The 21,973-nt window shown below is 59.8% G+C and carries 18 protein-coding genes; 9 read left to right on the forward strand and 9 right to left on the reverse strand.

Features of this window, described 5'->3' with window-relative positions:
- Window positions 1-27: 27 nt before the first annotated feature.
- The 4 genes from meaB to GH975_RS04430 are packed head-to-tail and all read right to left on the reverse strand — an operon-like array spanning window position 28 to window position 7,535.
- Window positions 28-987 (reverse strand): methylmalonyl Co-A mutase-associated GTPase MeaB, encoded by a 960-nt coding sequence (meaB, locus tag GH975_RS04415; RefSeq protein ID WP_153713362.1) that lies wholly within the window; start codon window positions 985-987, stop codon window positions 28-30.
- Window positions 965-3,091 carry a methylmalonyl-CoA mutase gene (scpA, locus tag GH975_RS04420; RefSeq protein ID WP_153713363.1) on the reverse strand — a complete coding sequence of 709 codons (2,127 nt, stop codon included), beginning with the start codon at window positions 3,089-3,091 and terminating at the stop codon, window positions 965-967. The genes meaB and scpA overlap by 23 nt, the downstream gene beginning before the upstream one ends.
- A complete protein-coding gene (locus tag GH975_RS04425; protein ID WP_153713364.1) occupies window positions 3,088-5,835 on the reverse strand; it encodes an ATP-binding protein in 2,748 nt (915 codons plus the stop codon). The genes scpA and GH975_RS04425 overlap by 4 nt, the downstream gene beginning before the upstream one ends.
- Complete coding sequence (locus GH975_RS04430) at window positions 5,835-7,535, reverse strand: acyl-CoA carboxylase subunit beta (protein WP_153713365.1); 1,701 nt, start codon at window positions 7,533-7,535, stop codon at window positions 5,835-5,837. Before GH975_RS04430 ends, GH975_RS04425 begins: the two co-directional genes overlap by 1 nt.
- A 95-nt stretch (window positions 7,536-7,630) precedes the next feature.
- On the opposite strand from GH975_RS04430, the gene GH975_RS04435 reads away from it, so the two are divergent.
- The gene (locus GH975_RS04435; protein WP_170272536.1) at window positions 7,631-8,950 is read left to right on the forward strand and encodes a helix-turn-helix domain-containing protein; all 1,320 of its coding nucleotides are present in this window, start codon (window positions 7,631-7,633) and stop codon (window positions 8,948-8,950) included.
- Window positions 8,951-8,959: 9 nt separating this feature from the next.
- On the opposite strand, the gene xthA is transcribed toward GH975_RS04435, so the two are convergent.
- Window positions 8,960-9,772 carry an exodeoxyribonuclease III gene (gene xthA / locus GH975_RS04440; protein ID WP_153713367.1) on the reverse strand — a complete coding sequence of 271 codons (813 nt, stop codon included), beginning with the start codon at window positions 9,770-9,772 and terminating at the stop codon, window positions 8,960-8,962.
- Window positions 9,773-9,847: 75 nt separating this feature from the next.
- On the opposite strand from xthA, the gene GH975_RS04445 reads away from it, so the two are divergent.
- Genes GH975_RS04445 through GH975_RS04455 form a run of 3 tightly spaced genes read left to right on the forward strand, consistent with a single transcriptional unit; the run spans window position 9,848 to window position 11,766 of the window.
- On the forward strand, window positions 9,848-10,273 hold the full coding sequence (locus tag GH975_RS04445) for a SixA phosphatase family protein (protein WP_153713368.1): 426 nt from the start codon (window positions 9,848-9,850) through the stop codon (window positions 10,271-10,273).
- Window positions 10,270-11,109 (forward strand): alpha/beta fold hydrolase, encoded by an 840-nt coding sequence (locus GH975_RS04450; protein ID WP_170272537.1) that lies wholly within the window; start codon window positions 10,270-10,272, stop codon window positions 11,107-11,109. The genes GH975_RS04445 and GH975_RS04450 overlap by 4 nt, the downstream gene beginning before the upstream one ends.
- A gap of 33 nt (window positions 11,110-11,142) precedes the next feature.
- Window positions 11,143-11,766, forward strand: coding sequence for a DUF924 family protein (locus GH975_RS04455; protein WP_153713370.1), 624 nt, complete (start codon window positions 11,143-11,145; stop codon window positions 11,764-11,766).
- Here the strand turns inward: GH975_RS04455 and GH975_RS04460 are convergent.
- Window positions 11,735-13,198 carry an ATP-binding cassette domain-containing protein gene (locus GH975_RS04460; protein ID WP_170272538.1) on the reverse strand — a complete coding sequence of 488 codons (1,464 nt, stop codon included), beginning with the start codon at window positions 13,196-13,198 and terminating at the stop codon, window positions 11,735-11,737. The genes GH975_RS04455 and GH975_RS04460 overlap by 32 nt on opposite strands.
- Window positions 13,195-14,604 (reverse strand): ATP-binding cassette domain-containing protein, encoded by a 1,410-nt coding sequence (locus GH975_RS04465; protein ID WP_170272539.1) that lies wholly within the window; start codon window positions 14,602-14,604, stop codon window positions 13,195-13,197. The genes GH975_RS04460 and GH975_RS04465 overlap by 4 nt, the downstream gene beginning before the upstream one ends.
- 161 nt (window positions 14,605-14,765) lie before the next feature.
- Here GH975_RS04465 and GH975_RS04470 point away from each other — a divergent pair, with 161 nt between their 5' ends.
- Genes GH975_RS04470 through cydX form a run of 3 tightly spaced genes read left to right on the forward strand, consistent with a single transcriptional unit; the run spans window position 14,766 to window position 17,604 of the window.
- Complete coding sequence (locus GH975_RS04470) at window positions 14,766-16,340, forward strand: cytochrome ubiquinol oxidase subunit I (protein WP_153713373.1); 1,575 nt, start codon at window positions 14,766-14,768, stop codon at window positions 16,338-16,340.
- A 9-nt stretch (window positions 16,341-16,349) separates the two neighbouring features.
- Entirely contained in the window at window positions 16,350-17,492 is a 1,143-nt protein-coding gene (gene cydB / locus GH975_RS04475; protein WP_153713374.1) for a cytochrome d ubiquinol oxidase subunit II, read from the forward strand.
- A gap of 16 nt (window positions 17,493-17,508) precedes the next feature.
- Window positions 17,509-17,604, forward strand: coding sequence for a cytochrome bd-I oxidase subunit CydX (gene cydX, locus GH975_RS04480; RefSeq protein ID WP_153713375.1), 96 nt, complete (start codon window positions 17,509-17,511; stop codon window positions 17,602-17,604).
- A 329-nt stretch (window positions 17,605-17,933) separates the two neighbouring features.
- On the opposite strand, the gene GH975_RS04485 is transcribed toward cydX, so the two are convergent.
- Window positions 17,934-18,803, reverse strand: a complete 870-nt coding sequence (locus tag GH975_RS04485; protein WP_153713376.1) for a mechanosensitive ion channel family protein — start codon at window positions 18,801-18,803, stop codon at window positions 17,934-17,936.
- A 151-nt stretch (window positions 18,804-18,954) separates the two neighbouring features.
- Between GH975_RS04485 and aceK the strand changes: the two genes are divergently transcribed.
- Both aceK and GH975_RS04495 read left to right on the forward strand, forming a co-directional pair.
- The gene (gene aceK, locus GH975_RS04490) at window positions 18,955-20,685 is read left to right on the forward strand and encodes a bifunctional isocitrate dehydrogenase kinase/phosphatase (RefSeq protein ID WP_153713377.1); all 1,731 of its coding nucleotides are present in this window, start codon (window positions 18,955-18,957) and stop codon (window positions 20,683-20,685) included.
- A gap of 56 nt (window positions 20,686-20,741) precedes the next feature.
- Window positions 20,742-21,290, forward strand: a complete 549-nt coding sequence (locus tag GH975_RS04495) for a YaeQ family protein (protein ID WP_153713378.1) — start codon at window positions 20,742-20,744, stop codon at window positions 21,288-21,290.
- 1 nt (window position 21,291) lies between these two features.
- Here the strand turns inward: GH975_RS04495 and GH975_RS04500 are convergent, their stop codons facing one another.
- On the reverse strand, window positions 21,292-21,972 hold the full coding sequence (locus tag GH975_RS04500) for an energy-coupling factor ABC transporter permease (protein WP_153713379.1): 681 nt from the start codon (window positions 21,970-21,972) through the stop codon (window positions 21,292-21,294).
- Window position 21,973 lies beyond the last annotated feature (1 nt).

Consider the following 21,973-nt stretch of genomic DNA (forward strand, 5'->3'; position numbering starts at 1 on the left):
CGGGCGCCACCGTTGACAGTGCGCACTCTAGGGCTGTAGTACGCTCATCGCAGCCGGTATAGGTGCCATGGTGCCGTTCATCACCGCCTCGCGTGCCCGTTGGTAGCGTGTGACCGCATCCGGATCTTGAGTAATGGCTTGCCACGCCAGGGTGCGCAGCTGTTCTTCCAGCCAGGACAGGTTTTGACCGGTTCGGCGTGCCGCTAACGACTTGGAGCCCAGGCGCAGGTAGTCCTGAAGTTGACCCTCCAAGGTGTCTAGGCCGTTCAATGTGACGGCGCTGATGCTGAGTACCTGCGGTTGCCAAAATCCATTGTGGGTCAACAAGTTGACCGCGTTTTGATAGTGCCGCCGTGACGCTTCGGCCAATAAGGTGGCGTCGCCGTCGGCCTTGTTGACGACGATAAAGTCGGCCAGCTCTAAAATGCCTTTTTTGATGCCTTGCAACTCATCGCCGGCACCCGGCTGCATCAGCACCATGAAGGCGTCGGTCATATTGGCGACGGCATGCTCGGATTGGCCGACGCCCACCGTTTCGACCCAGACCTGGTCGTAACCGGCGGCTTCGCACAACAAAATCGCTTCGCGGGTGCGTTGGGCCACACCGCCGAGGCTATCGCCGGCGGGTGAGGGCCGAATAAAGGCGCCGTCGGCGCGGCTAAGGGACTCCATTCGAGTTTTGTCACCCAGAATCGAGCCGCCGTTAACCGGTGACGAGGGGTCGACCGCCAGCACCGCGACGCGCTGCCCGCGTTCGATGGCGCGCAGCCCAAAGGTCTCGATAAAGGTCGATTTTCCGACCCCAGGTACACCACTGATGCCCAGGCGAGTGCTGGTGCCGGTGTAGGGCATCAGCGAATCCAGCAGTGCGTTGGCGGCCGGCCGGTGGGCCGGGTTTTGACTTTCGACCAGTGTGATGGCGCGCGCCAGTGCGCGGCGGTTGCCCGCGCGCAGGGCGTCGATATCAACCGTTGGATTGAATGGCATCAATCACCTGTGACGCACAGTCGGGTATCGGCGTGCCAGGACCGAAAATCGCGCACACGCCCATGGCGCGCAGTTGGTCGTAGTCTTGGCGTGGAATGACGCCGCCGGCGAAGACCAAAATATCGTCAGCGCCTTCGGCTTTCAGCGCCGCGATCAGTTCCGGCACCAAGGTCAGGTGACCCGCCGCCAGCGAGCTGACGCCGACCGCATGGACGTCGTTTTCGACGGCTTGGCGGGCGACTTCCTCGGGGGTTGAAAACATCGGCGACAAATCCACATCAAAGCCGACGTCGGCAAATGCGGTGGCGACCACTTTGGCGCCGCGGTCGTGGCCGTCCTGGCCCATTTTAGCGACCAGCACGCGCGGCCGGCGGCCCTCGTCGCCGGTAAAGGCGTTGATGCGTTGCCCGATGTCCATCCAGCGTTCGTCCTTGTCGTAGTGGCTGCCATAGACGCCGCTGACGCTGCGGTGCTCGGCTTTGTAGCGGCCAAACTTGGCTTCCATAGCGTCGGAAATTTCACCGACCGTGGCGCGCGCACGAATGGCGTCGATGGCGCACGCCAACAGGTTACCGGATTCGCCGCCGGCGACCGCGGTGATTTTGGCCAGCGCCGCGCTGACAACGCTGTTGTCGCGCTCGGCTTTCAGTGTTGCCAGTTGCGCCAACTGTTCGCCGCGCACGGCCTCGTTGTCGATTTGCAAGGTGTCAACCAGGTCCTCGGTTTCGAGCTTGTACTTGTTGACGCCGACAATGACGTCCTCGCCACGGTCGATACGGGCTTGCTTGTGGGTCGCCGACTCCTCGATACGCAGTTTCGGCAGCCCTGCGTCGATCGCTTTGGCCATGCCGCCTTGCTGCTCGACTTCGTCGATCAATTGGCGGGCGCGATCGGCCAGATCCGCGGTTAAACGCTCCATCATGAAGCTACCGCCCCAGGGATCGACGACCTGGGTAATGCCGGTTTCTTCTTGCAGAATCAACTGGGTGTTGCGGGCAATACGCGCACTGAATTCGGTCGGCAGCGCAATCGCCTCGTCGAAGCTGTTGGTGTGCAAGCTTTGAGTGCCACCAAACACCGAGGCCATGGCCTCGACCGTGGTCCGGACAATGTTGTTGTAGGGGTCTTGCTCGGTCAGCGACCAGCCTGAGGTCTGGCAGTGGGTGCGCAGCATGCTCGATTTGGGGTTGCTCGGTTTGAATTCGGCGACGATTTCTTGCCAAAGCAAACGGGCCGCGCGCAGCTTGGCGATCTCCATGTAGAAGTTCATGCCAATGCCGAAAAAGAAACTCAGTCGCGGCGCGAAGGCGTCGATGTCCAAACCGGCATTCAGGGCGGTGCGGATGTATTCTTTGCCGTCCGCCAAGGTATAGGCCAACTCCAATGCCGCGTCCGCGCCGGCTTCTTGGATGTGGTAGCCGGAAATCGAAATCGTGTTGAACTTGGGCATGTGCTGGCTGCAGTAACTGATGATGTCGCCAATCACGCGCATGCTCGGTTCGGGCGGGTAGATGTAGGTGTTGCGGACCATGAACTCTTTCAAAATGTCGTTTTGAATGGTTCCGGACAGCTGGTCTTGGCGCACGCCCTGTTCTTCGGCCGCGACAATGTAGCCGGCCAAGACCGGCAATACCGCGCCATTCATGGTCATCGAGACGCTGACTTTGTCCAGCGCAATGCCGTCAAACAGGGTCTTCATGTCCAAGATGCTGTCGATCGCTACACCGGCCTTGCCGACGTCACCTTTGACCCGGGGATGGTCACTGTCGTAGCCGCGGTGGGTGGCCAAATCGAACGCCACCGACACGCCCTGACCGCCGGCCGCCAGGGCCTTGCGGTAAAAATCGTTGGACGCTTTGGCGGTGCTGAATCCGGCGTACTGACGAATGGTCCAGGGCCGTCCCGAGTACATGCTGGCCTTGACGCCGCGCACGTAGGGGGCGAACCCGGGGAAACTGTCTTTGAATGCTAAATCGGCAACGTCGTCCGCGGTGTACAGCTGTTTTAAAGTGATGCCCTCGGGCGTCAGCCACGACATTTCGCCAGGCGTTAAGCCCTTGGTTTCCTTGCTGATCAAGGCGGACCAGTCGTTGTAATCGTTCATGCGTGGTCTCCGGCTAAATGATCCAAGCACTCGTCAGTCCAGGCCTGGCGGGCACGTGCGGCGGCAATCGGGTCCTGTACCTCGATCTGTTCGGTCGGTGTGACTTTAAACAGCGGTTGGCCTTTTTTGACCACGCTGGCGTCGCCCTCGACCAAGACCTCGTCAATGGTGCAGCCGAACTCGGCTTTGATCACGTTGAACATTTTCATGACCTCGACGATGTACAGCGGGTCGCCGACCTTGACCACCTGGCCGACGCTGACGAAGGCCGGGTCGCCCGGGGTTTGCTGGGCATAGAACATGCCGCCGCTGGCGGCGACGATTTCATCGCTACGCTGGGTCGGCGGCGGCGCCAATTCGCGCGCGGCACGTTTTTGGGTGTCGGTGTCGAGCAAGAACTCGGGGATGTACAGGTTCAAGTCTTCGGTCACGCACAGGGTTTCAAATTCGACCTGGTCGGCGACCACCGGCAAAATCCGCAGCAAATCCAAGCCCAACTGGAAGTCCGCATGGGCGGCGCTGACGGCTGGCCAGTCCGTGATGCGTGGGTCGCACGCGGCGTCCAAGATGGCTTGGGTTTCGGCCCAGCAGTCGGTGTCCAGCAACCCCGCCAAATCGGTGTAGAAGGCCAACGCCTGGTCAAGGATCGCTTGGTCCTGGGCCCAGATTTGGTTAGCCGCGGGGCTCTTGGGGTCCGGGTCCATGTTCAAAAAATGGTACAGCGCATTGAGCAGCGCAATCGGGTTCTGGGCGAACTGCCAAACGTCGTGATCGTCACGCATGAAGGCGGCGTCGGCGTAACTGATCCAGCCCGATAGCAAGTGCGGCTGGGCCATCAAGCGTTCGAGCGGACGCACGACCAGGGTCTTCTTCAGCGTACTCAGCTCCACATCGTGCCCGGTTTCACGCGCCCAGGCATAGTTCCAGTCAACTTCACGGGCCATCTGGGCCAGCAAGCCGACCGCGGTCAGGTAGGGCTGAATAAAGGAGGTGGTGGTTTTGGCATGCACGTCACGCGCCATAAACCAATGCACCAGGCCGTAGTGAAAGGCCAGGTTGGTCGACAAGTCGGTGCCCTCAAGGCGTGTTTTGCGCAGCACCTCGGCCATTTTCGCGAAACTGTCGGCGCGGTTTGGCCCGGTCGTCAACAACAACGCAATGTTCGAATCATAGGCCCCGGCCAAGGCGTAGTGCACGAACGAGCCGGTGTCGGGGTTGCGCAGGCTGATGCCCTGGTCGTCGCGAATTTCACCGGCGGCGTTGTTGGACCAAAACTGAATCAATCCGCCGGCATGGGGCTGCAAGGCGTCGTTGGTGGCGTTCAGGCGAACTTCGACGCTGGCGCGCTGGCGCGGCACACGGGTTGGTTTGGGAAGCTGTTTACCGTGCACAGCCAGTACCACCATGGCCTCGACTAAGCTATTGATGGTGAAGGCATCGTGTTCATTGTCGGGGTTTTGGAAACGCAGGCCGTAGCACAGCTCGCTGACCCGGTGTTCGACCTGAATGCGGGTGTTCATTTCCATAAAGTAGTGGCGGTCATCGTCAACGATGCACTCAAAGGTGCTGACGCTGTCCAAACCGACGGCAGTGCCAAAGCGAGTCGACTCGTCTTCCATGCGCTGCAAGATGTCCAGGTCGCCCTTCAGCGAGGCCAGTCGCTGGTCATCCGTTTCCGCGCCGATGGCGTCTGCTAGCATTTCCACGGTGGTGCTGATTTCGAGCAGCTTTTGCTCGTGCATTTGGGCCGAGCAATCGCGTCCGCCCAGGGTCAAACACCAGTCACCGTTGCCGATGACCTGAATTTCCTGGTGACGCGTGGTTTCGATGTTCAATTCCAACAACACGTTTTTGTTGTCGCCGACACCGGTGGCTTTGACTTCCGCCAGCACCTGCTTGACCAGTTCCGGGGTCGGCGCGGCGGCCGCCTGGGCGTCGCCACCTAAATCCTTGGGCGAGGGCAGGATGCGTTGGCCCTTGCCGCCGCCGCCGCCAATGGCTTTGATGCGGATACGGTTTTTCGGGTACTCCGCGTACAGCGCCTGGACCTCGCGCTGGGCCTGGTCGGCGATCTGGTCGATGCTGATCAAATCAATGCCGCGCTGATAGCTTTGGTTGAGCAGTCCTTCGGCTTGGGCTTCGGGGCTGTCACCCTCAAGGCTAAGGCCGTGTTCGGCGGCCAAGGCGGCCATGTCACCCAGGGCAATCACGGTGCGCGTGGTCAGGTTGTCGACGCCGGGTGTGACTGATACGCCGGCGGCCAGTGCGGTGCGCTTGGCCTCGTCTTTCATGCCGGCCTGGCGCACGGTGCGGCTGCACGGACCGACAAAGGTCAGGCCGCTTTTTTCGATGGCGGCGACCAAGGCTTCTTCTTCGGCCATAAACCCGTAGCCGGCAAAGATCCCGTCGTAGCCGTTGGACTGGGCAATGTCGATGATCTGGGCGATGCGGGCGTCGCGTTCAGCCTTGTCGGCGCCGGTGTAGTCCGGTACACGGTGGATGCGATTGTGATCCGCGATTTGGCGCAATTCGGGGGCCAGTGCGTTTTTGTAGGTGACCGAGTCTTTTTCGCTCAACAGCACGCCGTACTCGGCGCCCATTTCACTCAGCACGTCCATGACTTCTTTACGAATCGGACCACGGCAAATGATCAGCACTTTGAAACCGGCGACACTGAATTGCTGAACCCATTTCGAGGGCTGCGCAGCCAAGCGGCGGTCTTGGGTGGTTAGGGTCTCTAGCATCAGTGAAATTCCCGTTGTGTGCCGCTCATGGCGGTCGGCTGGTAGTGGGCGATGTAACGCAGCATTTCATTGCCGATGGTGGCACGCATGTCTTTGGGCATGACCAGTTGGCTGATTGAACCCAGGCTCAAGGCCTCGCGCGGGTTCATTAATTCGCGCTCATAGCGCGCGCTCAATTCAACCTCGACCTGGGCCAGGTGAGCGCCGGCGACACGCTCGGCTTCGGCTTGGGCGGTATCGATGGCGACGCCGTCTTCGAGTTGGCTCGCCAGGGTCGCCGCATGCAGGCGTTTGGCTTCGGCCTGCGCAGCCTTCAGTTCGGTTTTGTAGACAAAGGTTTTGCCGGCCGGGCCCATCACCGCCAAACGGGTGGTCGGCAGTGCGAACACGCGATCCGCGCCCAGTTTGTAGTTGTTGAAACTGGCGTAGGCGCCGCCGAAGGCGTTACGCACGATCAACAAAAAGCGCGGCGTGCGCAGATCAATGATCGCGTCCAACATGGCGCGCCCGGCCTGGACGACGCCGCCGTGCTCCTGTTCGGTGCCCGGTTTGAACCCGGTGGTGTCCTCGACGAACAGCATGGGGATGTTGTAGAGGTTACAAAAGCGAATGAATCGCGCGTTTTTGTAGGCCGCTTCGATGTCGATTTGACCGGAATTGACGGCCGAGTTGTTGGCCACAAATCCGATCACTTGACCGCCCATGCGGCCCAGCGCGCACAGGGTATTGGCGGCGCGGTCCGGTTGGATTTCTAGGTAGTCACCGTGGTCGCACAGTTGCTGGACCAGGATGCCAATTTCCAGCGGGGTGTTGAAACCGTTGGGGCCGTTGAAGGCTTTCTTGAACAGGATGTCCGCTTCCCAGGTGGCGCGATCAATCGGGTCGCTGGTCGGTTGGGCGGGCGCCAGCTCGGCGTTGTGGCTGGGCAGGTAACGCAGTATCCGGCGCACCTTGCGAATCGCCGCCACTTCGTCTTCGACGATGAAATCCGTCACGCCGGTGTGGGCATGAACCGCAGGTCCCCCCAGTTCGTCGGCGCTGACGTCCTCGCCCAGTACACTTTTGACGACACCGGGGCCGGTCAGACCGAAAAAGGTGTTTTTGGGCTGGATGATGAAGCTGCCTTGGCGCGGCAGATACGAGCCGCCGCCGGCGTTGAATCCAAACATGCACATGATGCTGGGCACGATGCCGCTGATGTCACGCAGCGCTTTAAATGCTTCGGCATAGCCGTCCAAGCCGCCAACGCCGGCGGGTACATATGCACCGGCTGAATCGTTAAAGCCGACCACGGGGATGCGCAGCTTGCCGGCGGTTTCGAACAGTTGCGCCAGTTTGGATCCGTTGGTGGCGTCCATGGAGCCGGCGCGGACGGTGAAGTCGTGGCCGTAAATGGCGACTGTGCGCCCGGCGACTTTGCCAATCGCGGTGACTAGGCTTGCGCCATCAAGGTTTTCGCCCCAGTTTTGGAACAGCACCGTGGGCGGTTCGTCGACCAGCTGTTCAATCCGTTCCCACACCGTCATGCGACCTTTTTGGTGCTGGCGGGCAATGGCCGCCGCTGGTGCTTGGTGCGGCCGTTCAATCAATTCCATGCCGGCTTGCAGCGCCGCTTCATAGGCGCCGGCCTGACGGCCGATTTCACCGGGCATGGCAAAGTTGTGGGCGGCCTTGGCCGTCAGCGGGTTTTTTAGTCGCATGCGATGTCCTTTTTTGTCTGGTAGCAGTGTCGCATGAAGACGGTATTCACCCAATTTAATGTTAGCTAACTTGTAAGTAGTGCTAACCTTTGCAAATGATGCAAAAATTCGCCGGCCATGACATCCGCCAGGCGCGCCAGCTCATCGGCTTAACCCAGCGCGCGCTGGCGGCTAAGCTTGACATCTCGGCCGCCTATTTAAATCAAATCGAATCCAATCAGCGGCCGCTCAGTGCGGCGGTGGGCGAACGGTTGCGCCAAAAACTGGGCTTGGATCTGAACAGTTCGCCCGATCCATTGGTCGAACATTGGATCGCACAAGGCTTGCCGGCGGATGCGCGCATGCGGGCCGCCCAGGCGCTGCAAATTTGCCCGGAAATTGGCGATTGGCTACAGCGTCAAATGTTACCGGCAGCGGTCCCCCACAGCGAAGACGCCTACGCCGAGATCGGTGATTGGTTTTACCTGCAAGACAACCACATCGAGTCGCTGGACCGTGCCGCGGAAGGGGTGTTTCGCGATGCCGGATTCCGCATCACGGAATTGGACCGGGACTTGGAAGCCTACCTGCGCCGCTTTGGCGTACAGGTCGACTTGGTCGACGATCCGGCGTTAGCGCGCGGTTACGACAGCACCGCCAAACGCGTTCAGCTAGGCCGATGGTTAACCCCGGCCCAGCGCGCGTTTCAGTTGGCTCAGCAACTGTTATGGCTGCAGTTTAGTGATCGGGTTGAGGACATTGTGAAGGCCGCCAACTTAACCAGCCCGGCGGCGGACCCGGTATTGCGAATCGGGTTGGCCAATTACTTTGCCGGGGCGCTGGTCATGCCGTATCAAGATTTTTTGCAGGCGGCGCGGGACGAGCGCTATGACTTGGAGCGCTTGCAGCGGCTGTTCCAATGCTCGTTCGAGTCGGTCTGTCACCGGTTATCGACCTTGCAGCGGCCCGGCAATAAAGGCATTCCGTTTTATTTCGTTCGGGTCGACGCCGCCGGGCAAATCATGAAGCGTCAAAGCCCGGCCGGATTCCACTTTGCCCGCCAAGGCGGCGCCTGCCCGCTGTGGAACGTGCACGAGGCGCTCAGCCGGCCTGACCAGATACTGGTCCAGCGCGTGCGCACGCCGGATGAACGGCAGCTGCTGTGTCTGGCCCAGGCGGTGATTAAACCCGGCCCGCGTCACGGCGATCCGGCCCGGCGCTTTGCCGTCGGGATCGGCTGTGAGTTGCGCTTTGCGCCGGACATTGTGTATGCGGATGGCTTGGATTTGACCGGCGTCAGCGGGGTCACGGACATCGGCCCGGGGTGTCGGCATTGCCTGCGCCCAAACTGCGCGCAGCGCGCGTTTGCGCCGCTGGGCAAAGCGGTCCATGCGGACATTCACCAGCGTGCGCGGGTGCCGTTGCGCTGGGGTTAGTCGGCCCATTCAGGCGTCGATATCAATCCAAATCGGACAGTGATCCGACGGCTTTTCCATGGCCCGAATGCCGTAGGAAATGCCGGTTGATTTAAGATCGCCCACCAGTGACTCGCTGATTAAATGGTGATCGATCCGTAGGCCGCGTTTCGGGGTGTCCTCAAATCCACGGCTGCGGTAGTCAAACCACGAAAATTTGTCGTCTTTGTCGGGGTTCAGCACGCGCCAGGCATCAACCAATCCGGTGCCCATAATCGCTTGGTACATCTCGCGCTCCTCGGGCAGGAACGAGCACTTGCCTTGCTGCAACCAGCGCTTGCGGTTGACGTCACCAATGCCGATGTCGATGTCTTGTGGGCTGATGTTGAAATCCCCCATGACCACGACCGGGTTGTCGTCATGGCGCGCTTGAAGGTCGGCCAACAGGTCCGCGTAGAATTTCTGTTTGGCCGGAAACTTAGTTTCATGTTTGCGGCTTTCACCTTGGGGGAAATAGCCGTTCATGATGGTTAGGGTTCGCCCATCGGGTAGTGGGAAATCGCCCATGATCATGCGCTTTTGGCTGTCTTCGGTGTCGTCGATCCAGCCCTTGCGCAGGTTGTTCGGTTCAACTTTTGAGAACAACGCCACACCGTAATGACCCTTTTGGCCATGGGTTTTCATATAATAGCCCAGGTGCTCAAAGGTCTCGTGGGGGAACTGATCGTCGTGGACCTTGATTTCCTGAAGGCCAATGACGTCGGGATTGAGTTGCTCGACGATGGCTTCCAGTTGGTGCGGACGGGCGCGAACGCCATTGATGTTAAAAGACACGATGCGCATGAACGGCCCTAGTTTTGTTAAAAGACGGCTTGAATGATACCGGAATTGCAGCGACTCCGGCGCTAAGGACAGACGATGATTGTGTTAATTCGCCACGGCCACGCCGAACCGGGTGGCCCGGACGCCCAACGCGCGTTGTCCGACTCCGGACGTGCCGAAGTCATGGCGACCGCGGGTTGGTTGGACGGTTTGAACTTGGATAAACCGCGCTGGTTTTCCAGCCCCTACTTGCGCGCCCAACAAACGGCGCGACTACTGGGCGGGGTGCCTGAATTGGTCCGCCAGGTAACGCCGGATACGGCCTCATCGGATGCTGAAAAAGCCCTGTCGGCGCGCTATGCTGGCGACACGATTGTGTGCTTTCACCAGCCGCTGTTGGCATCCCTGGTCTTTCGCTGGACCGGCGACGCGGTTGCCGTGCCAACCGGCGCTGGTTTTTGTTTGTCCGGGGACCTGCTGGCCCCCGGTTGGATGACTTTACAGGATACCTTTGCCCCGTGACCCCGATTAGTTTTCAACTGCCGTCGCTGACATTGCGCGGCTGGCACTGTGGCCATGGCTTGGGCAACACAACGTTGGCATTGCACGGTTGGCTGGATAACGCCAATACCTGGTCGCAGTTGGCGCCGCGGCTGAATCGCGAGGTTATTGCGATTGATGTGCGCGGGCATGGGCATTCGGACTGGGCGGGTGACGCTTACCACATATGGGATTCGGTGTTGGATGTGCACGCTCTGATTGCACAAATAGGTGGCCCGGTGCACCTGTTGGGCCATTCGATGGGGGCGGGTATTTTGGGCCTTTACGCGGGCGCCTTTCCCGAGGACGTGCGCTCGTTGAATCTGGTCGAAGGCTTTGGTCCGTGGATGGAGCCCAGCCTAAGTCCGCGCGCCCAGTTGCGCCGCGCCGCTAAACAACACCTCAACGCCAAGACGCCGCGGCCCTATCCGAGTTTGGACGTGGCCGCCCAGGTGCGCGCCAGCAAAGGCGTCACGCCGATCACCGCCGAGGCAATTATGCCGGTGGTAGAGCGCGGGATGCGTGAGGACGCCGCGGGCTTCCATTGGCGTGCGGATCCTTGGCTCAGTTTGCCCAGCCCGCTGAAAATGGAGTCCCATCAAATTGAGTCCTGTTTACGGGCGATTGAGTGCCCAGTAAAAATTGCCTTGGGCGAGCACGGCATGTTGAATCCAAGCCCCATGCTGAGCGAACGCTTGGGCTGGGTGCCCCAGGCTGAAACCCGCATGTTTAGTGGGGACCACCATCTGCATTTGTACCCGCAAGCGGCCACAGAAATTGCCCATTGGTTCACCCAGCCTTACGCCTTGGTTGAATAGCCTCAGCCGCCACCGGCGGCGATAATTCAGGCTATGACAACTCAATTATTGGCGGCCGCGCTGACGCCGCATGCGGTCCTCGACTTTTGGTTTAACGACAACGGCCAGCCGGCCCCCAGTTCGGTGTTGGGCAAGCGTTGGTTTGCCGGCGGTACCGTCGTCGATGCGGCCATTGCCGAGCGCTTCGGTTGGGCGGTTGATCAGGCCGTCGCGAATGGTTTAAAAGATTGGGAAAGCGCGCCGCGCGAACGCTTGGCCCTGATCGTGTTGCTGGACCAATTCACTCGAAACCTTTACCGCGGCACGGTCAAAGCCTTCATGGGCGACCATCGGGCCCGACGCTTGGCCACGACCGGATGGGTACACGGCGAATTTGATGATTTCAGTTGGATCGAGCGGGTCGCCACCCTGATGCCATTCGAGCACTCGGAAAACCTGGATGATCAGCGTTTTTGTGTGGCTCAAATGGAGCGTATCAGTGCCACGGTTACCGAGTCAGAGCGGGCATTCGCGGATGGCTTCGTCAACGCCGCGCGCCAGCACCACGACATCGTCGCTGAGTTTGGCCGTTTCCCGCATCGAAACCCGGTTATGGGCCGGGCCAATACGGCGGCGGAGGATGCCTTTATGCACGACGGTCCCCGGTTTGGTCAGTAGCGGCGTCAAGCTGAACGCGTTCGAGCCCGGACAGACGCTTAACTCGGCTGTCATGGCTGACCACCACCAGCGCGCCCTGATAGTCCTGCAGCAGCGCTAACACCGCTTCGGCCGCGTCGTGATCCAGCCCGACCAGCGGCTCGTCCAGCAGCCATGCGTCCGATGACTGCAACGCCGCGCGAATCAGCCCCAGTCGGCGCGCTTCACCGCCTGAAACTAACGTCGGGCCGATCAAACTGTCCAGTTCAAAGCGCGCCCCCAGTCCCAGTTGGTCCAGTAACTGGCGTGCGCGGTCGGGGTCTATTGCGGCGTACAGGCTAAGGTTGGCGGCCACGGAGTCGTCGAACATGAACGGAAACTGCGGCGTGTAACTCAGGCGTTTTGGCCGCCGGACGCGGCCGTCCACCGGTGCAAGCAAACCGGCCAGCGTGTCCAGTAGGGCGGTTTTTCCGCTGCCGGAGGCACCCTGTATCCAAAGCCGTTGCCCCGGCTCAACATCAAAATTCAATGCCACTTTGTGCAGGGGACCATCGAAACCGACCCGCAGCTGGTCCGCGCGCAGCGCGCCGATTGCCGGTGAAAGGGTGACGGACTCGGGCTCGTCGCCGGTGCCGGCGTGGCCGAAACTGGCGACCCACTGATCCAGCGGCTCGCGTGCGGCCATTAACACAAACACCGCAGCGGCCTGGGCAATGGGGTCCGACAAGGGCACCAGCACGAGCGCCGCGGTAATCAGTAACGCCAGGTCCAGCACTAAACCGGCCTGGGCCAGACGCGCCGTTTTCCGTTTCAGCGCGTTCAGGGTCGCCGAGGTATCGACCACCCAAGGCTGCGGTTTTTGGTAGGCCAGCCATTCGCGGCAACTGAGCAGGCTGTGGGTGAGCTGGGATACCTGAGCGGCACGAGCGCGGTCATGCGCGTGGTGGGCGTCGCTGGCGCCGGCGGCGACTACGGCGGCGCCGGCACTGCCGAGGCCCAGCGCCAGCAGCGGCCAGTGCAACCCGGTTAAGACAGCGGTCAGCGCTAACAGCGCGCCGGTGGCATAGCCGGTGGCACGCGGCTCGTGTTTTGTCAGCAAGGCCAGTCCGATCCGGTCGACGCCGTTGATCAGGGCATCAAGTTGCCAGCCGTGTCGACCCCGAGCTAAGCGCGGCGATTGCGCCCAGCGCCGAAACAGCGCGACCCGGGCGCCGTTAATTTGGTCAAGCATGGCGTCGTGCAACCACAGGCGGCTGGCGTAACCCGCGGCCACTCGGGTCAGCGCCAGTAAGCGTATCAGCGCCGACGGCACCAACAAATTAAAGGCCGCCCCCAGCCCGGCCAGCCCAGCGATCCCGGTGGCCACAATAAAGCCGCCGCTAACACCCAGCAGCCCAATACCGGCGATTGCCGTGATCGCGGCGGCTAGCAAGCCCCAACGTTTATGGTTCATAGGCATACCTGCAGGCTGGCCCAGTCAGCCAAATCGTCATGCGAGGCGATCACCTGGGTGCCTTCGAAGCGTTCCAAGCAGTCCCACAACACCTGCGCATTGGCCCAATCCAAGCTGGCGCTGGGTTCGTCCATCAACAACACGGCGGGGTCGCGCGACAGCGCACGCAGCAGCGCCAAGCGCTGATGCTCGCCGCCGGACAGCGCCAACGGATCGAATGGTTGATCGATATCACCGACGCGCGCAGTCAGCCCCAGTTGGTCCAGCATCGCTCGTATTTTTGCCGCATCCCAGGTGCTGCCGACGTGACGTAATTGGGCACGGACACTGTCCCCGCGAATGGTCGGATGTTGTTCCAACCATCCAAAACTCAGGCCGCAGAAATTGGCGTCGTCGTCGCGCAAGCCAGCCAAGGCGTCGAGCAATTGGCTTTTGCCGGCCCCGGATGCGCCACGGATCCAGACTCGACTGCCGGCGGCGACCGCGCGGCCCTGGATGACCAGTTCGCCGCTGTGGACCGCGCTCGCTTTCGGCGTATTCGGGGGCCATTGTTCGATGGCGCGTTCCGCGCCCTGGGCCTGGCTGCGGTCGTGCCAAGCCGCCGTCAGCCGCCGCCACGGCAGTACCACCTCGGGCGCCAACATCAAAATGAACAGACCCGACTGAAGGTCAATCCGGGTGAGTCCGGCAAACCCGACCAAGCCCAGTAGCGCGGTGCCGACATGCACGGCGACCAGCGCAATGGTCAACGACGCCACCAAATCGACGGAGGCGTTGGATAGAAACGCAATGCGCAGAACTCGGAAGGTTGCCCGGCGATGCTGCTCGCTGGTGTCCTCGATGTCACGTGCGGCGGCGGCCGTGGTGCCTTGGATCCATAGCGCCGACAGGCCACGCAGGCGTTCCATGACCCGAGTCGACAGGGCCGCCAGTTGCGCCACCTGTGTGTCCGAGGCGGCCTGGGTACGACTGCCAATCAGGATCAAAAAGACCGGGATCAAGCCGACACCGATCAGCATCAAGGCGGCCAGGTACGGCGAAACGGTCGCTTGGGCGGTCAGTACAATCGCGGTCGCTGGCACCAATGCACGGCTCAGCCATTCGGCGCCGGCCGAAAATCGCCCCCGGCGTTCGCTGAATTCCTGGATATCAGCGCCCAATTGCGGTCGGCGCCAGGGTGATGCGCTAATCAGGGCGCGACCTAATAGGTCTTGGATGCTACGACGCTCGACGTCGCGGGCACGGCCTTGGGCGACCCAAGTTTCGAGGCGCGCTATGCCCCAGCGGGCAGCCAAGGCGAGCACCGCCCAACTCATCGATAGGGCGCCGGTCAGCCCCATCGATAGGGTCCAGGCGAGGGCAACAGCGGCCGCGCTATGCAGGCCGTTAATCAGCAGTAAAGGCAATTTAGACGGTGTCCTGTTGTGCATTCGCTTACAGCATAGGGCAATTGATTTGGAAAACTTTATGAGTCTTGATTTGAGTCAAGTGCTGGCAGTTATTCCATATGGTAATATCGTTATACTAAAATTGAATATCGATTCAACCGATTATGGAGATTTGGCGGATGATAGACCAGACGCTGGTCGAGTTATCGCGACTGCAGTTTGCAGCGACGGCGATGTACCACTTCTTATTTGTGCCGCTAACGCTGGGCTTGTCGTTCATGCTGGTGATCATGGAAAGCGTGTTCGTCATGACCGGGCGCACGGTGTGGCGCGACATGACCAAGTTTTGGGGCACCCTGTTCGGCATCAACTTCGCCATGGGCGTCGCCACCGGCATCGTCATGGAATTCCAGTTCGGTATGAACTGGAGTTACTACAGCCACTACGTCGGCGACATTTTTGGTGCGCCGCTGGCGATCGAAGGGCTGATGGCGTTCTTTTTGGAGGCCACCTTTGTTGGCCTGTTCTTCTTTGGTTGGGAGCGGCTGTCGCGGGTCAAGCACCTGATGGTGACGTTTTTGGTCGCGATCGGCTCGAACCTGTCGGCGCTGTGGATTTTGGTCGCCAACGGTTGGATGCAACACCCCGTTGGCAGCGCCTTCAATGTCGACACCATGCGTATGGAAATCACTGACTTTGGCGCAGTACTGACCAACCCGGTGGCCCAAGCCAAGTTTGTTCACACGGTCTCGGCCGGCTATGTCACCGGTGCGATCTTTGTGTTGTCGATCAGTGCGTGGTTTTTATTGCGCGGTCAGCACCGCGCGTTGGCGCGGCGCAGTTTTGCGGTGGCGGCGGCCTTTGGCCTGGCGTCGTCGTTGTCGGTGGTCGTGCTGGGTGACGAATCCGGGTACACGCTGACTGAAAACCAGAAAATGAAGTTGGCGGCGATCGAGGCGATGTGGGAAACGGAGGAGGCGCCGGCGGCCTTTACCTTGTTTGGTTTTCCCGATCAGGACGCGCGCGAAACGCATGCTGAAATCAAGCTGCCTTATGTCATGGGGTTGATTGCGACGCGTTCATTGGATGGTGAGGTCGAGGGCATTAACGACATCGTCGCGGATGGTGCATATCGAGTCAAAAGCGGCGTTATTGCGCGTCGTGCGTTACGCGAACTTCAGCTTAACCCTGCCGACAAGGTCGCTCAGTTGGCCTTCGAAACCTACGAAGAAAACCTGGGTCACGCGATGCTGTTGGACGCGGTTGCGGTCGATCCGCTAAACCCGACGGATCGAGAAATTCAGACGGCGGCGGACTCCCTGGTGCCGACCATTGCACCGTTGTTTTGGAGCTTCCGATTGATGGTGGCACTGGGCATGTTCTTTATTGCCGCGACTGCGTACGCCTTTTGGTTGTCCACCACCCACCAGGTCGAAGACAAGCGCTGGTTCCTTTGGGTGCTGGCTTACTCGTGGCCGTTGCCGTGGGTGGCCTGCGAACTGGGCTGGTTTGTGGCCGAATTCGGGCGCCAGCCTTGGATCATCGAAGGGGTGTTGCCGACGGCCAACGCGGTCAGTGGCTTAGCGGTCTGGGAAGTCGGCTTGACGCTGGCGGGATTCACCGCGCTCTACGCGGTGCTGATATTTATCGAGGTGCGTTTGATGCTCAAGGTATTGCGTCAGGGCCCCGAGCCCAGCCACGCGGTGCCGCGCGCTACTGCGCTGTCCGGTATGGCCCAGTTGACTGGCAAATAGGAGAACCGTATGGAATTTTTTGATTATCCGACCTTGCGCGTCATTTGGTGGGCGCTGCTGGGAATTTTGCTGATTGCCTTTGCGGTCATGGATGGCTTTGATTTGGGCGCTGCCATGGCGCTGCCCTGGGTCGCACAAACCGACACCCAACGCCGCGTCGTGATTAATGCGGTTGGCCCGGTGTGGGAAGGTAATCAGGTTTGGCTGGTACTGGGGGGCGGCGCCATCTTTGCGGCGTGGCCGGCCCTGTATGCCTTGAGTTTTTCGGGGTTTTACCTGGCTATGTTTTTGGTTTTGGTCGGCCTGATTCTGCGCCCTGTGGCGTTTAAGTTTCGCTCCAAGCGCGAGGATCCGAGCTGGCGTCAGCGCTGGGATTGGACCTTGTTTGGCAGTGCCGCGGTGCCCGCGTTGGTGTTTGGGGTGGCCATGGGCAATGTCTTGATTGGCGTGCCCTACAGTTTCGATTTGGATTTGCGGGTGACCTACACGGGTAACTTATTCGGGCTGCTGAATCCTTTTGCGCTGTTGGCCGGGCTGGTCTCGGTGGCGATGTTATTGGGACACGGCACGCTCTATCTGTGTCTGAAAACGGAGGGTGTGATTCGCCAGCGCGCCCGTTCGATCGCGGCCATAGCTTGGCTGATTGCGGTGGCGCTGTATGCGCTGGCGGGTGTGTGGTTGTGGCTCGGCTTTGATGGCATGGCGGTGTCAAACTTGGTCTTGGACGGTCCGTCGAATCCGTTGCGTAAAACCGTCGATGTGGTGCCCGGCCAGTTCTTTGCGAACTACGCCGATTGGCCGTGGATGATGGTGGCGCCTTTGATCGGGCTGGCCGGCGGGCTGGTGGTTGCGGCGTTGGCCTTTAAGCGCGCATTTGGCAGCGCATTTGTGGTCAGTAAATTAGCCATTGGCGGGGTGATCGCCAGTGTCGGGCTGGCGCTGTTTCCGATTATTCTGCCGTCCAGCACGCACCTCAGCCAGAGCTTGAGTGTGTTCGACGCCAGTTCGAGTCACACCACGCTGGGCATCATGCTGGTGTGTACGGTGATTTTTCTGCCCTTGATTGTCGCTTACACCGGGTGGGTGTATCGGGTGCTATGGGGCACCGTCCGCGAGGCGGATGTCGAGACCCACTCAAAATCAATGTACTGAATTAAGGAGCATTACAATGTGGTATTTCGCATGGGCACTGGGCCTGGGATTGGCCGTCGCATTTGGGATTTTGAACGGCATGTGGTTCGAAATGAACGAAGACGCGGAGTAACTCACCAGCACCCGGACTTTGGCGAGGACGTGATCTACTAACGTTGCGGGTGCGAGTTCAATTAAGGCTATGCCGCGATGCTAATAGAACCAAGGCGGGACGTTTACGGGCGTGTTCTTGGTCGACGGCGAGGTCGCTTAGCCATTACGTATCGTCGTCCTGGGTCACTACGCCTAATGCTAGGCTGGCCTTAGCAAGTATCGGCGCTGGAATGATAGCGGCGGCTGAGTTTCCCCACTTTCGATATTGGTTTTCATTGGTTACACCGTTCAGCAGAGATCGCCGTCAGTATAGATGGCGGGGCCATTGGCCCCGCGCGTTAAGCGACCTTACGCGTCTTCGGTTTTGGCGGGCACAGGGTCGTGTGACAGTGTGCGCACACCACCGGGCAGGTGAACATCCATTTGTGGGAACGGAATGCTGATGTCGTGCTGTGCAAATGCCGCGACCACCCGCTCGTTAAGGTCGAACAAGACATCCCAGTAGTCGGCAGCGGCAACCCAGGGGCGGACGTAAAAGTCGATGCTGCTGGCGCCCAGATTACCGACGGCGACGACGGGGGCGGGTTCACGCAAAATGCGGGGGTCGGTGGCGATCAGGTTATTCAGCACGTCTTTGGCTTTTTGGATGTCGTCGTCATAGCCGATGCCGTACACCAGATCCACACGTCGCGTATTGCGAGCGGAATAGTTGGTGATGGTGTCGCCGTAGATTTTTCCGTTCGGGACAATCACTTCTTTGTTGTCACCGGTACGCAGTGTGCTCGAAAAAATACCGATGTTTTCAACCACACCGGTGACGCCGCCGGCTTCGATGAAGTGGCCTTGGCGAAATGGCTTAAATGCCAACAGCATCACGCCGGCGGCGAAATTCGCCAGGCTGCCTTGCAGCGCTAAACCGATGGCCAAACCGGCGGCACCTAAAATCGCGACCAGGGACGTGGTCTGGACGCCCAGTCGACCGAGCGCCGCGATCACCACAAAGGTCAGTGCGATCGCATAGACGATACTGCCGATGAATTCAGTCAGCATCGGATCGCTGTCAGCTTTTTTATTCAGCAGTTTTTGCACCACGCCGCGAAGCGCGCGGGCGACAACGCGTCCGATGATAAAAATCGCGGCGGCAATGGCCAGGTTGATTAAAAACGGCACCACGTAGGTGCTGGCGAGCGCGGTCAGCTCGAAACTGGTGAATTCCATGGGGACTTTCCTCGGGCGTTAGTGTGAATGCCGTTATAGCAAACGCGCGGGTTTGCGTGATCCGACTTATGGCCCCTAGGCCAATGTCGAAATTGCCAGATGTTCGGCGTCGGGGCATGGTAGCGGATTGTGCTCAAGGACTTCACCCACTATGCGGCTGTTTTCACCTCGTCAGGTTGCCCAGACTATCCAGGACGGATTTGCGACCTATCGCCACCGGTTTATTCAAATTACTTTGGGTGCGCCGGACCGGTTTGATCAGGCCGATTGGTTGGCCGTGCAACAGGCAGCGGCCGACCGGATCGAGCTTTACGAGGCCTCGGTCACTGACGTCAGTGACACGCTGCGCGCCCGCGTCGGGCCTGAAAACCTGAACGCCGATGTCTGGAAAGAAACCCGAGACATGTACTTGTCGATGATTCGGGAGCGAACCGATCCGGAATTGGCCGAGACCTTTTTTAATTCGATTTTTGGACGCATTTTTAACCAGCAAAAACGCACGCCAGAATTGGTCTTTACTGAATCATGGTTTGCCGGCCACCAACAGGGCGTGTCGAGTCAGGGCATCGCCATGGTTTATCGGCTGACGGCGGGGGCGGACGACGCCTTTGACCAGGTCTTTGACGACTACGCATTTGGCATTCCCTGGGCCCAGCGCAGCGCCGACCGGGCGCGCATCGTGCGCACCTTTGAAAGCTACGTCAGTCCGCAGTTGATGGCCGATACGGATGCACGCTTGGAAGTCCTCAAGTCCGTGTTCTACCGCAACAAAGGCGCCTATTTGGTGGCGCGCTTTGTTGCCGGCACGACCCAGGTACCGCTGGTCATTGCGCTGGTGAACGATGACGGTGAAGTTCGGGTGGATGCCGTCGTCATGGACAGTGAACAGGTGTCGATTATTTTCAGCTTCACACGCGCCTATTTCATGGTCGACGTTCCGATGCCGACGGAGTTCGTGGATTTTTTGCAGGCCATGATGCCGGACAAGGCACGGCCGGAGCTGTACACCTCGATTGGCTTTTATAAACACGGTAAAACCGAACTAATCCGGGACATGAACCATCACCTGGTGCGCACCGACGACGCCTTTGTCGAGGCCCCGGGTATCCGTGGTTTGGTCATGGCGGTATTTACGCTGCCCAGCTTGCCGGTGGTGTTTAAGTTGATCAAAGATCGCTTTGGCCCCAGCAAAATGATGAGCCGCGACGCGGTTAAGCGCACCTATCAACTGGTCAAAGTCCACGACCGGGTCGGGCGCATGGCCGACACTCAAGAGTTTCATAACCTCGAATTTCCGCGTGGCCGTTTCAGTCCGGCCTTGCTGGAAGAACTGCTCAGTTCGTGCGCCAACACGGTTGAGTTGAGCGACGACACGGTGCTGATCAAGCACCTGTACACCGAACGCCGTATGATCCCGCTGAACTTGTGGCTGCAGGATGCACCCAAGGATCAATGGAAGCCGGTGCTGGACGACTACGGGTGGGCCATTAAGCAAATGGCGGCGGCCAATATTTTCCCGGGCGATATGTTGCTGAAAAACTTTGGTGTCACCCGCCACCACCGCGTCGTTTTTTACGATTACGATGAAATCAGCTACCTGACCGAGGTCAACTTTCGCAAGGTCCCGGAGCCGCAAACGCCGGAGCAAGAAATGGCCGCAGAGCCGTGGTATTCGGTCGGCATCCACGATGTCTTTCCCGAGGAGTTCCCGACCTTTTTGTTCACCGACCCCGAACCGCGCAAGATCTTCATACAGTTGCACCCTGAAATTTTCGATCCGCGCTGGTGGCAAGATACTCAAAAAGCCATTGAAGCGGGCCAGTTGATGGATTTTTTCCCCTACCGCGGCGATCATCAGGCGGCGTTTAACTGGTCTATTTAGGCCGCACGGCGCACACTGTGCGCCCTTTGGCTTTGGCCAGTCGTTTTGGAAGCACCATGGCCCGTAATGCCACGATCATCAAAGTAGAACTGTCGATCTCGGATATGGACCGGCACTACTACGCGACTCATAAACTGACCATTGCCAAACACCCGTCGGAAACCGATGAGCGACTGATGGTGCGGCTGTTGGCATTCGCCTTGAACGCGGACGAAACATTGGAAATGACCAAGGGGTTGTCGAGTGACGACGAGCCGGATATCTGGCAACGAAGCTTGAGTGGCGAGCTGCAGCAGTGGATTAGCCTGGGTTTGCCCAGCGACAAGGTGATTCGTCAGTCCTGTGGCAAGGCCTCGGACGTGGTTATTTACAGTTACGGTGGGCGCACGGCGCAGCAGTGGTGGCAAAAAGCCGAGCACGGCACCAGCCGCTTCCATAACCTGTCGGTGGTTAACCTGTCCGACGATGACACCGCGGCGCTCAAAGCACTGGCCAGTCGTTCCATGGCGATGCAGGTCAGTATCCAAGGCGATGATGTGATGGTCTGTGTCGGTGACGAGGTCGTTTACGTCACCTTGCAGCGCTGGAAACAGGCGGCCCGCTAACCTATTTAGGCGGTCCGTCCATCTGGTAAACCGAGTCCCGAAAGGTATAGACCCAGTCGGGGCGGTACAGCACCAGCATGGTCAGGAACGCGCCGGTGATAAAGCCCTCGGGAAAGGTCATCATCAATCCGAACGGCAAAAAGTAGCGGCTCAAGTAAGTCCATTCGTACCCGCAAAAGGCGATCAGTGACACCACCGCGACCAGGTGGCACAGCACCGTGCCAATCGCCGCGCCAAAAAAACCATTGATCCAGACGTAGACAAAAAAATTACACGGCCACCAGCGCTGAGCGGCGGCCAGAAACCCGAGCGCCCAGGCCGCAGGCAGCGCCACGCTGACCAGCATTGACGGCCCGAAGCTGTCCCAATGGCCCAAGCCCGCGCCGACATTGATGGCCTGGCAGGTGGCCGACAACAATAATGTAAAGCGAAAGCCAAACATCAGCGCCGACAGGGCGCTCAGTAGGGGATAGAAGGCCAAACCTTCGACGATGCCACCGCTGAGGTGCGGCAGTGACAATAACCCCAAGCCCATCAGCCCCAGCGGCAGTGCATCGTTTGAATCCGCCAGTCGGCGGTAGTTGAGTGTCGCCAGCGAGCCGATGATCAGCCCAAGCACACAGGCGGTCGCGGCCAGGATCCAGCTTAAAGACCAGGTGCCCGGCGCCAGGTGCAGCAACACC

The sequence above is a fragment of the Litorivicinus lipolyticus genome, assembly GCF_009650135.1.
Classification (GTDB): domain Bacteria; phylum Pseudomonadota; class Gammaproteobacteria; order Pseudomonadales; family Litorivicinaceae; genus Litorivicinus; species Litorivicinus lipolyticus.